The sequence below is a fragment of the Alloalcanivorax marinus genome, assembly GCF_016906305.1.
Classification (GTDB): Bacteria; Pseudomonadota; Gammaproteobacteria; order Pseudomonadales; family Alcanivoracaceae; genus Alloalcanivorax; species Alloalcanivorax marinus.
This window is the reverse complement of record NZ_JADDOL010000006.1, coordinates 35,308-48,558: the sequence shown is the minus strand read 5'-3', so window position 1 is coordinate 48,558 and position 13,251 is coordinate 35,308. Positions and strand designations below refer to the sequence as shown.

13 protein-coding genes are annotated in these 13,251 nt (G+C 67.8%); 6 read left to right on the top strand and 7 right to left on the bottom strand.

All coding sequences use genetic code 11. The features are described 5' to 3' along the window. Positions 1 to 47 precede the first annotated feature (47 nt). The 3 genes from htpG to sixA all read left to right on the top strand — a co-directional run bounded on the left by htpG (position 48) and on the right by sixA (position 3,521). Complete coding sequence (gene htpG / locus IM760_RS07095; protein ID WP_204427917.1) at positions 48 to 1,928, top strand: molecular chaperone HtpG; 1,881 nt, start codon at positions 48 to 50, stop codon at positions 1,926 to 1,928. A gap of 100 nt (positions 1,929 to 2,028) precedes the next feature. Continuing rightward, complete coding sequence (locus tag IM760_RS07090; protein WP_228233679.1) at positions 2,029 to 3,063, top strand: NAD(P)H-dependent glycerol-3-phosphate dehydrogenase; 1,035 nt, start codon at positions 2,029 to 2,031, stop codon at positions 3,061 to 3,063. After that, positions 3,060 to 3,521 (top strand): phosphohistidine phosphatase SixA, encoded by a 462-nt coding sequence (sixA, locus tag IM760_RS07085; protein ID WP_204427916.1) that lies wholly within the window; start codon positions 3,060 to 3,062, stop codon positions 3,519 to 3,521. Before IM760_RS07090 ends, sixA begins: the two co-directional genes overlap by 4 nt. Before the next feature lie 7 nt (positions 3,522 to 3,528). On the opposite strand, the gene IM760_RS07080 is transcribed toward sixA, so the two are convergent. Further along, a complete protein-coding gene (locus IM760_RS07080) occupies positions 3,529 to 4,539 on the bottom strand; it encodes an ion transporter (RefSeq protein ID WP_204427915.1) in 1,011 nt (336 codons plus the stop codon). Next, positions 4,536 to 5,360 carry an exodeoxyribonuclease III gene (gene xthA, locus IM760_RS07075; RefSeq protein ID WP_204427914.1) on the bottom strand — a complete coding sequence of 275 codons (825 nt, stop codon included), beginning with the start codon at positions 5,358 to 5,360 and terminating at the stop codon, positions 4,536 to 4,538. Before xthA ends, IM760_RS07080 begins: the two co-directional genes overlap by 4 nt. A gap of 115 nt (positions 5,361 to 5,475) precedes the next feature. Between xthA and IM760_RS07070 the strand changes: the two genes are divergently transcribed. Then, on the top strand, positions 5,476 to 6,318 hold the full coding sequence (locus tag IM760_RS07070) for an alpha/beta fold hydrolase (RefSeq protein ID WP_204427913.1): 843 nt from the start codon (positions 5,476 to 5,478) through the stop codon (positions 6,316 to 6,318). Further along, the gene (locus IM760_RS07065) at positions 6,305 to 7,156 is read left to right on the top strand and encodes an alpha/beta fold hydrolase (RefSeq protein WP_204427912.1); all 852 of its coding nucleotides are present in this window, start codon (positions 6,305 to 6,307) and stop codon (positions 7,154 to 7,156) included. The genes IM760_RS07070 and IM760_RS07065 overlap by 14 nt, the downstream gene beginning before the upstream one ends. Here IM760_RS07065 and IM760_RS07060 read toward each other — a convergent pair whose 3' ends face one another. Then, positions 7,157 to 8,338, bottom strand: a complete 1,182-nt coding sequence (locus tag IM760_RS07060) for a saccharopine dehydrogenase family protein (protein WP_204427911.1) — start codon at positions 8,336 to 8,338, stop codon at positions 7,157 to 7,159. A 121-nt stretch (positions 8,339 to 8,459) separates the two neighbouring features. Between IM760_RS07060 and IM760_RS07055 the strand changes: the two genes are divergently transcribed. Further along, positions 8,460 to 8,966, top strand: a complete 507-nt coding sequence (locus tag IM760_RS07055) for a DUF2505 domain-containing protein (RefSeq protein ID WP_204427910.1) — start codon at positions 8,460 to 8,462, stop codon at positions 8,964 to 8,966. A gap of 113 nt (positions 8,967 to 9,079) precedes the next feature. On the opposite strand, the gene IM760_RS07050 is transcribed toward IM760_RS07055, so the two are convergent. From IM760_RS07050 to IM760_RS07035, 4 genes are all read right to left on the bottom strand, one after another. Then, positions 9,080 to 9,886, bottom strand: coding sequence for an SDR family NAD(P)-dependent oxidoreductase (locus IM760_RS07050; RefSeq protein ID WP_204427909.1), 807 nt, complete (start codon positions 9,884 to 9,886; stop codon positions 9,080 to 9,082). Beyond that, complete coding sequence (locus tag IM760_RS07045; RefSeq protein ID WP_204427907.1) at positions 9,887 to 11,176, bottom strand: dicarboxylate/amino acid:cation symporter; 1,290 nt, start codon at positions 11,174 to 11,176, stop codon at positions 9,887 to 9,889. A gap of 71 nt (positions 11,177 to 11,247) precedes the next feature. Further along, positions 11,248 to 11,868 carry a hypothetical protein gene (locus tag IM760_RS07040; protein ID WP_204427906.1) on the bottom strand — a complete coding sequence of 207 codons (621 nt, stop codon included), beginning with the start codon at positions 11,866 to 11,868 and terminating at the stop codon, positions 11,248 to 11,250. After that, complete coding sequence (locus tag IM760_RS07035; RefSeq protein WP_239549671.1) at positions 11,865 to 13,187, bottom strand: ammonium transporter; 1,323 nt, start codon at positions 13,185 to 13,187, stop codon at positions 11,865 to 11,867. The genes IM760_RS07040 and IM760_RS07035 overlap by 4 nt, the downstream gene beginning before the upstream one ends. Positions 13,188 to 13,251 lie beyond the last annotated feature (64 nt).

Genomic DNA, 13,251 nt, shown 5'->3' with positions numbered 1-13,251 from the left:
TCTTTGCAGCCAGCCGTACACACTGATTTCTGGTGGAGAACAAAACGATGAGTCAGGACCGCGAGACCCGTGGTTTCCAGGCGGAAGTGTCCCGCCTGCTGCATCTGATGGTGCATTCCCTCTACAGCAACCGGGAAATCTTCCTGCGCGAGCTGATTTCCAATGCCTCCGACGCCTGCGACAAACTGCGCTTCCAGGCGCTCGACGACGACAGCCTGATGGAAAGCGATCCGGAGCCCTGGATCCGGCTCACGGTGAACCCGGACGCCGGCACCCTCACCATCGCCGACAATGGCATCGGCATGTCCCGCGAGGACGCGGTGGACAACCTGGGCACCATCGCCCGCTCCGGCACCGAGAAATTCCTGGCCAGCCTGACCGGCGACCGCAAGAAGGACGCCCAGCTGATCGGCCAGTTCGGGGTCGGTTTCTATTCCGCCTTTATCGTGGCCGACCGGGTGGAAGTGTTCAGCCGCCGGGCCGGTGAGCCGGCGGAGCAGGGCGTGCGCTGGGAGAGCGACGGCCAGGGCGAGTTCATCGTGGAAACGGTGACCCGCGAACAGCGTGGCACCGCCGTGGTGCTGCATCTGCGGGAAGACGCCCGCGAGTTCCTGGATGCCGGCAAGGTGCGCTCGGTGGTACAGCAGTACTCCGATCACGTGGCCTTTCCGATCCTCATGGCCAGCGAAGCGAAAGCCGGCGAGGAGGGCGAGCAGGGCGAAAGCGAATGGCAGACCATCAACTCCGCCACCGCCCTGTGGCAGCGCCCGCGCACCGAGGTCAGCGACGAGGAATACCAGAATTTCTACCGGCACATCAGCCACGACTTTCAGGATGCCCTGACCTGGAGCCACAACAAGGTGGAAGGGGCCCTGGAATACACCAGCCTGCTGTATGTGCCGGCCCGGGCGCCGTTCGATCTGTACCACCGGGAGGCCAGTCGCGGGCTCAAGCTGTACGTGCAACGCGTGTTCATCATGGACGACGCGGAGCAGTTTCTGCCCATGTACCTGCGCTTTATCAAGGGCGTGATCGACGCGCCCAATCTGCCGCTGAACGTGAGCCGCGAACTGCTGCAGGACTACGGCCCGGTGCGCAAGATCCGCGCCGCGCTCACCAAGCGCGTGCTGCAGATGCTCAAGAAACTGGGCAACGACGACGAGCAATACGCCACCTTCTGGGCCCAGTTCGGCGAGGTGCTGAAAGAGGGCATCGGCGAGGACCCGGATAACCGGGAGGCGATCGCCGCCTTGCTGCGTTTCCCCTCCACCGAGGACACCGCTCCCGGCGCGGTGTCCCTGGACCGCTACCTGGAACGGGCCGGCGAAGGGCAGGACAAGATCTACTACCTGCTCGCCGACAATCTGGACGCGGCGCGCAACAGCCCGCACCTGGAGGTATTCCGCAAGAAAAACATCGAGGTGCTGCTGCTCACCGGCCGTGTGGACGAGTGGATGGTCAACTACCTGGACGAGTACCAGGGCAAGAAGCTGGTCAACGCCGCCCGTGGTCAGCTCGACATGGACGACCGGGAAGAGGAGGCCAAGGCCGCCGAGCAGGACAACCCGCTGATCGAGCGGCTGGCCGCCAGCCTCGGCGACCGGGTCACCGAGGTGCGGCCCACCGGTCGTCTGGTGGAATCGCCGGCCTGCCTGGTGCTCGGCGAGGACGAACTGGGTCCGCAGCTGCGCCAGATGCTGGAGGCCGCCGGCCAGCCGGTGCCGGAAAGCAAACCGGCCCTGGAGGTGAACCTGTCCCACCCGCTGCTGGAACGGCTGCAGGGCATCGAGGATCAGGCCGGGTTCGACGAGATCGCCGAGCTGCTGTTGGACCAGGCCCTGCTCGCCGAGGGGCGCCTGCCCAAGGATCCAGCGGCCACCGCCCGGCGCCTGAACCGGCTGCTGCAGGCCCAGGCGGAGCGCGCCTGATCGCATTTTGTTCCGGCAGGTCCTATGATGCCGGAAATTTTCCGCGCGCCGTGGCCCCTTGGTCGGGCGCGGCGCGCGTCGGATTCGAGGGGCATCGCCCGTGAAGCAGCATCAGCCACACACCGCCGCGATCCTGGGCGGCGGCAGTTTCGGCACCGCCATGGCCAGCATCCTGGCCGAGAACGGCCATCGCACCCGGCTGTGGGTGCGCGACCCGGAAACCGCCGCGGCCATCAACGAGGACCGGGAGAACCCCCGCTATCTGCCGGGGCAGTCCCTGCCCGAAGGGGTGCACGCCACGGAAAGCCTGGACGAGGTGCTGGACGGCGCCGATCTGGTGTTCGTGGCGGTGCCCTCCGGCGCCTTCGTGGAGGTGCTGCGGCAGGCCCGCCCCAAGGTGGCCGAGGGCACCCTGGTGGTCAGTTGCACCAAGGGCATCCATGAAGACGGCTTCCTGTTGATGAGCCAGCTGCTCAAGCGGGAATGGGACCAGGCGCGCATCGGCGTGCTCAGCGGCCCGAATCTGGCCCGCGAGATCGTCGAGCGCAAATTCACCGGCACGGTGATCGCCAGCCCCGACGAGGCGCTCTGCCAGACGGTGCAAAAGGCGCTCAGCTGTGACTATTTCCGCGTCTACGACAACCCGGACATCTACGGGGTGGAACTGGGCGGCGCGCTCAAGAACATCTACGCGGTGGCGTCCGGCATGGCCGCCGCCATCGGCATCGGCGAAAACAGCCGCAGCTTCATGCTGACCCGGGCCCTGGCGGAGATGAGCCGCTTCGCCGTGGAGCTGGGCGCCAACCCGCTCACCTTCCTGGGGCTGTCCGGCGTGGGCGACCTGATCGCCACCTGTTCCTCCTCGCTGTCACGCAACTACCGCCTCGGCCACGCCCTGGGCAGCGGCCAGGACCTGAATCAGGCGCTGGAGGCCCTCGGGCAGACCGCCGAGGGCCTGAACACCATCCGGCTGGTGGCGACCCGGGCCCGGGAACTGAACGTTTATATGCCCCTGGCCACCGCTCTCTATGAGATCATCTACGAGGGCAAGCCGCTGGACACCATGATCGCCCGGCTGATGAGCGGCGAGCACAAGCACGACGTGGAGTTCAGCTTTCACGGGGGAACCGCTTGAGAGTCTATCTGTGCCGCCACGGCGAGGCCGTGGCGCAGGCGCCCACCGACGCGGAACGGCCGCTCACCGAGCGGGGCCGTCTGGAGGTAATGGCGTTGTGGCAGGATCTGCGCGCGGAGGGCGTGCGGATGGAGCGGTTGATCGCCAGCCCCTACCGGCGCGCCCAGCAAACCGCCCTGTGCATTGCCCGCGCCTACGGCGGTCAGGATCAGGAGGCCTGTGGCTGGCTGGTGCCGGAGGCGCGGCCCCAGGCGTTTCTCGACTGGCTGATCCTGCAGCCGGAGCAGGACAACACGGTGCTGGTCAGCCATATGCCGCTGGTGTCCCTGCTCACCGCCGTCTGGATCGGCGAACCCACTGCGCGGCCGGCCTTTCGCGTCGGCACCGTGGCCGCCCTGGAAGTGGAGGTAGCGGCCCCCGGCGGCGCCCGTCTGCTGTGGATGCGCGGCCCGGGCTGAGCGGGCCCTAGAAATCCTCTTCTTCCTTCCAGTGCTGCACCGCCACCTGGGCCTTCACATGGTCCAGAATTTCCAGCAGCGTCTGTTTCACCATCTCGTTGAGCTGTTCACCGCCGCCGCCGGAGGCGCTGATGATGTCGTCGATCAGGGCGTCCAGGCGGGGCCGGTTGGCCGGTGAGCTGATGTCCTCCACCAGCTGATCCACCAGGGCGGTGCCGCTGTCGCGCACGGTGTCGCCAAGCAGGGCGATGGCCCGCGGGCCGGCCACCGGCATCTGCGCCAGGCGTCGACCGGCGGCGGTGCGCTGCACCGCTTCGTCGGTCAGGTAGACCAGATACTCGCCGAGCCGGTCCCGATACTGGTCGTGGCTGCGGTGGGTGGCGGCGGCGATGCGCCCGGCCAGATAGTCCACCAGCTGCTCCCGGCGGGGCGCCAGCACCTCCCGTTCGATGCGGTGCATCATCGGGCCGCCGGTGCGGATTTCCCGCTGCGCGCCTTCCAGCACGTTGATCACCACCCGGTCCGAGATTTCCTCCATCAGTACCTTGTAGTACTTGATCAGGGTGCGGCCCAGATAGGTGTCGCGGAAGTCCACCACGCCCATCTTCTGCAGCCGGAACATCAGACTCACCACGCGCAGAATCCGCAGCCAGCGGAAGCTGCCCACCGGGATGCAGCCGAGCAGGTCGTACCAGTGCACGAACGGATAGAAGAACCAGCGGTGGTAGGTGCGCCGGGCGATGGCGAAGCCCCAGCGGATCACGAACTCGGTCAGATAGACGGTGACGAAGGCCAGATCGATTTCAAAGAAATTGGCGTGGATCCGTTCCTTGTAGAAGGTGTAGAAACCCGGCACCCAGGTTTGCAGCAGGGCCTGCACCGATTCCACCCGATACACCCAATCGAAGACGATCAACGCCAGGTTGACGATCACCAGCACGATCATCAGCACATCGATCAGGAAGCCCAGGGAATCGAGCCCCGGGCGCAGCTTCTTCAGGTGGACATGAACGCTCATGAGGGCAGGTTATCGAAGCGGCTCCACACCGGACAGTGGTCCGAGGGCCGTTCCATGCCACGAATATCGTAGTCCACGCCGGTATCGGTGAGGCGCTCCAGCAGCGCCGGCGTGGCCAGCACGGTGTCGATGCGCAGGCCGCGGCGCGGGTCGCGCTCGAAGCCCCGGGACCGGTAATCGAACCAGGAAAAAATATCGTCGGTGTCCGGATGGTGGTGGCGGAAGGTGTCCACCAGGCCCCAATCCACCAGCCGCTGCCACCAGGCCCGTTCCTCCGGCAGGAAGCTGGTCTTGCCCTCGCGCAGCCAGCGCTTGCGGTTGGCCTCGCCGATACCGATGTCCAGATCGGTGGAGGAGATGTTGAAGTCACCCATGATCGCCAGTTGCTCATCCGGGCGATGGTATTGTTCCAGGTAGTCCTGCAGGTCCTGGTAGAACTTTTCCTTGGCCGGAAACTTCACCGGATGCTCGCGGTTTTCGCCCTGGGGAAAATAGCCGTTCAGTACGGTCACCGGTTTGCCGTCCGCGTCGCGGAGCCGGCCGATGATCATGCGCCGTTGGGAATCCTCGCCGTCGTTGGGAAAGCCATAACGCACATCCTCCAGCGGCTCACGGGTGAGCAGGGCGACGCCGTAATGACCTTTCTGCCCGAAATAGTACGGGTGGTAGCCCAGATCGCGCACCGCCTGTTCCGGGAACTCGCTGTCCTGCACCTTGGTTTCCTGCAGCCCCAGCAGCGTCGGGCGGTATTTTTCCAGCAACGTCTCCAGCTGGTGGAGACGGGCGCGAATGCCATTGATGTTGAATGAAATCAGCGTCATATCACCTCCGTTTGCGGCGCATTGTACACCACCGGATCGGCACGCGGTTGAATCGGTCCATGAGTTTGACCCGCCAGGCGGGTATCATCGGCGTTCGGTTTCGAGGAGACGGACAATGAACGACGCGGCCCTGCTGGCCGGCCGCAAGCCGGTGCTGGCGTTCGCCCACGCCAACGGTGTTCCCGGCCACAGCTACGACACCTTTCTGGACCCCCTGCGCGACCACTACGACGTGCGCGTGGTGGAATGCCTGGGCCAGGACCCCCGCTACCCGGTGGATGCCAACTGGGAGAGCCTGAGCCTGGAGCTGGAAGCCTTTCTCGAACCCCTGCCAAAGCCGATCATCGGCCTGGGCCACTCCATGGGGTCGGTGCTGATGTTCTGGGTGGCCCATCGCCATCCGGATTGGTTCAGCGCCCTGGTGATGCTCGACCCGCCGGTGGCCAACGGGCTGCAGGGCCTGGTCTATCGGCTCGCCAGGCTGACCGGCCTGGAAGACCGGTTCTCGCCGGCGCACAAGAGCAAGGGCCGTCTGGACTATTGGGCCAGCTGGGACGATGTGGAGAGCTACTTCAATTCCCGGGGCCTGTTCAAGGCGTTCGACCCGCGCTCGCTGAAGCACTATCTGGAGCACGGCCTGGAGCGCCACGGTGACGGTTGGCGGCTGCGCTTTCGCCCGGAAGTGGAAGTGGCGGTGTTCCGTGAGACGCCCACCGGTGTCACCTCGCTGCCGCGCCTCAAGGTGCCCGGCGCCCTGGTGACCGGCGAAAAATCGCCGGATCTGTTCCACAAGGGCGGCGCCCGCCATGCCCGGCGCCATCGCATGAAGCGCCTGTTCGCGCCGGGCAGTCATATGTATCCCCTGGAACGTCCGGAGGGCACCGCCGCGCTGGTGCTCGCCACCCTGGACGACCTGCTCGGCGCCGATCATCGGGAGCAGCGCGATGTGGCGCTCTGAACCGCCGGCGGAACGCTGTTTCCACGTTTATGGCCAGGACCTGGCAGCGCTGCAATGGGACGGGGAGGGGCTGCCGATCCTGGCCCTGCACGGCTGGCTGGACAACGCGGCCTCGTTCCTGCCGCTGGCCGGCAAGCTGCCCAACCCCATGGTGGCCCTGGATTTCGCCGGTCACGGTCATTCCGACCACCGGCCGGCGGACCAGGCCACGCATTATGTGGACCATGTCCGCGACGTGCTGGCGGTGGCGGATGCCCTGGGCTGGCAGCGCTTCGTGTTGATGGGGCACTCCATGGGCGCCGGGGTGGCGTGCCTGTTCGCCGGCACCTTCCCGGAGCGGGTGGAGAAGCTGGTGCTGATCGAGGGCCTGGGGCCGCCGGCCACCGCCGGCGACGACGCCCCGGACACGCTGCGCAAGGCCATTGAGCAAATGCTCACCCTGCCGGGCAAGCGCAAACCGGTCTACGCCGATCCGGAACAGGCGGTGGCCGCCCGGCTGCCGGCCCTGGGCGGTCTGGAGGAGGCGTCCGCGCGGCTGCTCTGCGAGCGGGGCCTGGAGCCGGTGGACGGCGGCTGGACCTGGCGCGCCGACGCACGCCTGCGGCTGACCTCGTCGCTGCGCCTCACCGAGGAACAGGTGGAAGGGTTCGTGCGCGCGATCCGCGCGCCCACGCTGCTGATCCTGGGCGACCAGGGCCTGGGCGGCGACGGCCGCTTCGACCATCGCATCGCCTGGCTGGCGGACGTCACCGTGGGCCGGCTGCCCGGCCGCCACCATCTGCACATGGACGATCCGGCGCCGGTGGCCACGGAGATCGGCGCTTTCCTCGACGGCTGATCAGGCTTCCCGTTCGAACACCATGCCCGCCGCTTGCAGCCGCTCGATAAGACGGTCGCCCAGGGCCATCACCGGCGTGACCACGCCGGTATGGTCCGGCGCGCCCGGATCCAGTGCCAGCCCCATCAGGGTTTCCGACAGCATCTTGGCGGTTTCGTCGTAGCCCGGGTCGCCACCGGCCACCCGGCAGCGCACCTCGGTGTCGCCGCAGCGCCCGCGGAAGCGGACCTGGAACCAGGAGCGGGCGCGGGTTTCCGGGTCCGGCCCGGCGCCGGAGGGGCGGCTTTTCATCAACCGTCGCCGCAGCGGGCCGATCTGGGCGGCCAGCACCAGGCCGCCGACGCCGGCGGCGCCGCCCACCAGTTTCGCCAGGCTCGGGGTGACCAGGTAGTGGCCATAGCGGAAAGCGGGGCCGTAGTCCTCCAGGGCACTGGCGGAGCGCAGCACCACCAGCGGGTCGATGGTGGGCATGGGCGCCAGCCAGCCGCCCAGCTCGCCGTCCTTATGGGGCCGCGAGGACAGCGCGCCCACCGGACGCGGATACCATTGCTTGAGTCGCACGCGGGCGTCGCGCAGACGCTGCTGGTTCTGGCGGGGCCGGGCGAAGGCTTCCAGCGCCGACTGCCAGGTGCCGCCGGAGAACGACGCGGAGAACGATACCGCCCCCTCCACGCTCACCGGCGCGGTCAGCCGGCCGCCATGGGCGCGGGCCAGTTCGCGCACCGTGAACAGGGCGCCGGCGTCGTGGGGAATGGAATCGAAGCCGCAACAGTTAACAATGGCGCAGCCGGCCTTTTGCGCGGCTTCGTGGTAGCGCGGAATCAGGGTATTCACGAACTCCGGCTCGCCGGTAAGATCGCAGTAATGCGTGCCCTGTTCCACGCAGGCCCGCACCAACGGTTCGCCGTGGCGCATATAGGGGCCCACGGTGGTGGCCAGGGCGCGGGTGGCGGCGGCCAGTTCCGCCAGGGCGCGCGGGTCGGCGCTGTCCGCTTCCAGCAGGGCAGGCGTATCGGCGTCGCCGGGCAGCCCGGCGGCCACCTGTTCCAGTTTGGCGCGGTTGCGGCCGGCCAGGGCCCAGGGCGTGCCCGGTGGCAGATGGCGGGCCAGATAGTGAGCGGTCAGTCCGCCGGTGAAACCGGTGGCGCCGAACAGTACCAGGGCGTAGGGACGTGTGGTCATGGCATCTCCTTGTTGCCGGGCGGGTCAGTGGCATTGGTACAAGTGGCATTGGCACAAACGTCAGTGTAGCGTTGCCGGCCAGGTCGGCCCATGACCGTGACGCTTTTCATCAGGAGAGAAAATGGAAGAGATCGTCGAGCGCCGTTATCCGGTGAATGTGGAAGAGCTGTACGGCATTCTCACCAGCAAGGCGTTTTTCGAACAACGCTTCGCCTGGGGCGGGGTGGACGATTATCGGTTCGAGGCGTTCGAGCCCCAGGGCGACGGTTTTCTGATTCGCATCGTTCAGCCCATCGCCATCCGCCTGGACAAGGTGCCGAGCGTGGCCCGCAAATTCCTGCCCGAGCAGGCGGAACTGACCACCGAATTCCGCTGGCGGCCGGCCCGGGCCGGTTACCAGGCGGATTACCGTTTCGTGCTCGGCAGCGTGCCGGTGAAGGTGGGGGGCACCATGGCGCTGGGCGCCGACGGCGACGAGGCGGTGCAGACCACCCGGGTGGCGGTGAAATCCTCTGTGCCGCTGGTGGGGCGCAAACTGGAGAGCCTGATCGCGCAGCGCTTCGAACAGGCCCTGGAGGGGGATTACCGGCACACCATCCGCTATATCCAAGAGCATCACCAGGCCTGACGGGGGCCTGACGGCGATACAGGATCCAGGATACAGGATGCAGGCGTGGTGCCGTGCCACCTCCTGTATCCTGCATCCTGTATCCTGAATCGTCTTTTATCCTGAATCGTCTTTCAGGTATGCCGCCGCAGGCGGCGCGCCTTTTCCTTCATCGCTTCCAGGAACCGCGCCGGTCGGCGGCGCTTGCGGCGCCAGGCTTTTTTCGCCTCGCGCTGGGGCAGGATGTGCAGCGGCGCCTTGGGCAGGGCGGCGAGAATCCGCTCCGCCACCTGCCCGGCGCTGTCCGGCGCCCGCCGCAGGGCCCGTTGCAGGCGCGCCCGGCTGAGCGCGTCGGCGCCGGCCATGCGCTGGTCCAGATCGCTGGGAAACAGATCAGGGCAAACCACCGAAACCCGGATGCCGAGCACCGACAGCTCCGCCGCCAGGGCCTCGCTGAGGCGGATCAGGGCGGCGTTGCAGGCCACGTAGCTGGCCATGCCCGGCGGCGCGGTGAGGCCGGCCAGGGCGGCCACGTTGACCAGCTGGCCGTGGCCCTGCCGTTTCATCAGCGTCAGGGCGGCCCGGCAACCGTACACCGCGCCCATCACATTGACCCGCCAGGGCGCCTCCCAGCTTTGTTCGTCCAGGGCCTCGAACGGGCCGGCGGCGGCCAGCCCGGCGTTGTTGATCAGTACGTCCAGCCGCCCCCAGCGGCGCTGAATGCGTTCCACGGCCTGGCGCAGGTCGCGCTCACTGGACACGTCGCCGTGCAGGAACAGCACCTCGCCGCCGGCCAGCCGCAGCGCTTCGGCGGTGGCGCGGCCGGCGGCCTCGTCCCGATCAAACAGCGCCACCCGGTGGCCGTCGATGGCCCGTTCCGCCAGCGCCCGGCCCAGGCCGTGGGCGGCGCCGGTGATCAGCATGACCGGTTTGCTGTTCATTCAGTCCCGTTCCACGTTGAGTTCGCGCATCGGGCCCCGCAGCACGTCCTCCTCGCCCTCGCTGCGCGCCAGCAGCACCGCGCAGACGCTGTCGCCCCAGATGTTCACGGCGGTGCGGCACATGTCCAGCAGCCGGTCGGTGACCAGAATCAGGCCGATGGCTTCGGCGGGCAGGCCGATCACCCCCAGGATCACGGTGATCGCCACCAGGCTGGCGGCGGGAATGCTGGCCACGCCGATGGAGGTGAGCAGGGCGGTGATCACGATCAGAAACTGGGTGGTCAGCGACAGATCCAGCCCGTAGGCCTGGGCGATGAAAATCGCCGCCACGCACTCATACAGGGCGGTGCCGTCCATATTGACGGTGGCGCCTAGCGGCAGCACGAAGCTGGCGGTGCGGTTGGAGACGCCGGAGCGCTTTTCCACGCACTCCATGCTCAGCGGCAGGGTGGCGGCGGAACTGGCCGAGGAAAACGCGGTGAGCAGGGCCGGGGTCATGGCCTGCAGGTGCCGCCACGGAGAGCGTTTGGCCAGCCCCCGGATCAGCAGCGGCATGACCACGAACATATGCAGGCCCAGGGCCAGCAGCACGGTGACGAAGAACAGCGCCAGCGGCTCCACCGCGTCCAGGCCGGTGCGGCTGACTGTCACCGCGATCAGGCCGAACACGCCCACCGGCGCGAAGCGGATGATCACCATGGTGATGCGCAGAATCACCTGGTAGATGCCCTCGATGGTCTGGCGCAGATGCTCGCCGGGGGCGCCGGGCAGGGTGCGCAGGAAGAAGCCGAAAAACAGGGAGAACACGATCAGCCCCAGCATCTGCGTTTCCGCCGCCGCCTGGAACAGGTTGGGCGGCAGCATCTGGCGCAGGATCTGGGTGAAATCGGCGGCGCCCCGGCCCTCGATGCTCTGCAGGGTCTGCTCGGTGTCCGCGGACAGCCCCAGCAGGTCCCGGGCCGGCTGGCCGTCGATGATGCCCGGGGAAATCACATTCACCACCACCAGGCCCACCAGCACCGCGATCAGGCTGGTGGTGAGATAGAAGGCCACCGTCTTGGCGCCCAGGCGGCCCAGGTTGTCGCCGTCGCCCACATTGATCATGCCGCTGATGATGGCGGTGGTGATCAGCGGCACCACCACCATCTTCAGCGCGTTGATGAACAGATCGCCGAGCAGGTCGTAGACCGACAGTAACGGCACCCCGACCAGGGCGGTACTTTCCGACGTGAAGGCCCCGGCCACGCCGCCGAGTACCATGGCCAGAAAGATCTGGTGATGTAGTTTCATTCAGCCGCCCTTTTTGTGCTGGAACGGGCAAGCATAATGACCGGTTGGAACCACTGGCAACCCGGCGGCGCTCATAACAGCCCGTTCAGCGCCGGGCCCAGGGCCGGATGCTCCCGTCGCACCCGGTCGGCGGCCTCCTTGAGCAGCCGGTCGGCGCGCACCGGACCGTAGCGTTCGCACAGCAATACGTAGCTCCGGTTGAGCAGTGTGCGCAGGGTGTCGCGATCCAGCGGCGCCAGATCCGCGCGCGGATGATTGAGCCAGTGATCCACCGCCCCGCGCGGCGCGCTGGCGAGCCCGCCGCGGCGGAGATCGGTGGACTGGTCGAGGCGCAGGGTGCTCGCTTCGGTCTCGCCGAGCCCGGCCCAGAGGGTCCGCATCAGGGCCTGGAAAGCGCGGGTGGCGGGATGAGGGTCCGTGCCCGCGCCCTCGCCATTGCCGGCCAGGGGGTCGGCGACCAGTTGCCGGTCGGGCAGGGACATGGCCTGCACCAGGCTCAGATGCAGGTCGTGGCGGCGGTGGGCCAGATCGAAGCGCCGGCTCAATTCGCTCACATAGCCCTGCAGGGAGAAGCGCGGGCGGTCGGCGAAGTCGCGCTGCCACAGGGCCACCGCCTCGACCACCTGATCCGCCTCCAGCCAGGGCGCCAGGCCGGTGGCCAGCGCCCGGCGACGGCGCTCTTCCGGGGTCATCGCCGGGACTCCAGCCCGCCGGCCACCTCCGCGTCGTACAGGTGCGGCTGGGAGAACTCCGGGTAGCCCAGTTCGGCGTGCTCGCTGACGTCCAGGCCACGCTGCTCGTGCAGGGCCGGGGCGCGCAGGCCGGCGCTCAGGGCCAGCAGCATGTACAGAATCAGGGCGGCGAAGAACGCCCAGGCGAACGCCACCACGATGCCCAGCAGCTGCACGGTAATGCGCTCCGGATCGAACAGATCGCCACTGTAGAACAGCCCCGCCGCCAGGGTGCCCCAGGCGCCGGCGAAGGCGTGCACCGGCACCGCCGAGACCACGTCGTCCAGTTTCAACGCCAGCAGCAGGCGCCCACCGGGGCCCACCAGCAGGCCGGCCACCAGCCCGGTGAGCACCGCGAACCCCGGGCTCATGGTGGCGCAGCCGGCGGTGATGCCGACCAGCCCCGCCAGACTGCCGTTGACGGTTTCCGTGAGCAGCACCGGGCGCCGCCCCGCCAGCCGGTACAGCGCCGAGCCCAGGGCACCGGCGCTGGCCGCCAGCTGGGTGTTGAGGTTGATCAGCGCGATGTCGACACTGGCCGCCACGGTGGAGCCGCCGTTGAACCCGAACCAGCCGAACCACAGCAGAAAGCCGCCCAGGGCCACGAACGACAGATTATGGCCCCGGATCTCCCGGGGCGCGCCCTGGCGGTCGAACCGGCCCAGCCGCGGGCCCACCACCAGAATGCCGGCCAGGGCGCACCAGCCGCCCACGCTGTGGACCACCGTGGAGCCGGCGAAGTCCACGAACCCCAGCCGCGCCAGCCAGCCGTTGCCGTTCCAGGCCCAGTTGCCGAACAGCGGGTAGATCAGCCCGGTGATCGCCACCGCGCCGCACAGATACCCCACATAGCGGGTGCGCTCCGCCATCGCCCCGGAAGCGATGGTGGCGGCGGTGGCGGCGAACATCAGCTGAAACAGCATCTGCGTCCACAGGTCGCTGTCGCCCTGGCTGGGGGCGAACAGGCTCTGGCCCAGCCAGCCGGAGGGGTTGGCCCCGAACATCAGGCCGAACCCCAGCGCCCAGAACGCCAGGGTGCCCACGCACAGGTCCATGTAATTCTTCATGAGAACGTTGACGGCGTTCTTGGCCCGGCTCAGGCCGCTTTCCAGCAGCGCGAAGCCGGCCTGCATCAGGAACACCAGGGCGGCGGCGATCGCCACCCACACCACGTCGGCGCCGTCGTAGCGCGGCGTCGCCGCCAGCGCGGGGGCGGGCAGCAGCAGAACCATGGCGAGTAAAGAGGTGGAAAAAGCGGGAAGAATGGCGCGTCGTTCCATGAGACCCCCTCGATCATTGTTGTCGAGGGGAAGCGCTGCAACGACTATGCCAAGCCGTGGTGGC

Bases quoted from the DNA above. Each gene is read 5' to 3' on its own strand.
- htpG (WP_204427917.1), top strand. From the start codon at position 48: ATGAGTCAGGACCGCGAGACCCGTGGTTTCCAGGCGGAAGTGTCCCGC.
- IM760_RS07080 (WP_204427915.1), bottom strand. From the start codon at position 4,539: ATGAGCGTTCATGTCCACCTGAAGAAGCTGCGCCCGGGGCTCGATTCC.
- xthA (WP_204427914.1), bottom strand. From the start codon at position 5,360: ATGACGCTGATTTCATTCAACATCAATGGCATTCGCGCCCGTCTCCAC.
- IM760_RS07070 (WP_204427913.1), top strand. From the start codon at position 5,476: ATGAACGACGCGGCCCTGCTGGCCGGCCGCAAGCCGGTGCTGGCGTTC.
- IM760_RS07065 (WP_204427912.1), top strand. From the start codon at position 6,305: ATGTGGCGCTCTGAACCGCCGGCGGAACGCTGTTTCCACGTTTATGGC.
- IM760_RS07060 (WP_204427911.1), bottom strand. From the start codon at position 8,338: ATGACCACACGTCCCTACGCCCTGGTACTGTTCGGCGCCACCGGTTTC.
- IM760_RS07055 (WP_204427910.1), top strand. From the start codon at position 8,460: ATGGAAGAGATCGTCGAGCGCCGTTATCCGGTGAATGTGGAAGAGCTG.
- IM760_RS07050 (WP_204427909.1), bottom strand. From the start codon at position 9,886: ATGAACAGCAAACCGGTCATGCTGATCACCGGCGCCGCCCACGGCCTG.
- IM760_RS07045 (WP_204427907.1), bottom strand. From the start codon at position 11,176: ATGAAACTACATCACCAGATCTTTCTGGCCATGGTACTCGGCGGCGTG.
- IM760_RS07040 (WP_204427906.1), bottom strand. From the start codon at position 11,868: ATGACCCCGGAAGAGCGCCGTCGCCGGGCGCTGGCCACCGGCCTGGCG.
- IM760_RS07035 (WP_239549671.1), bottom strand. From the start codon at position 13,187: ATGGAACGACGCGCCATTCTTCCCGCTTTTTCCACCTCTTTACTCGCC.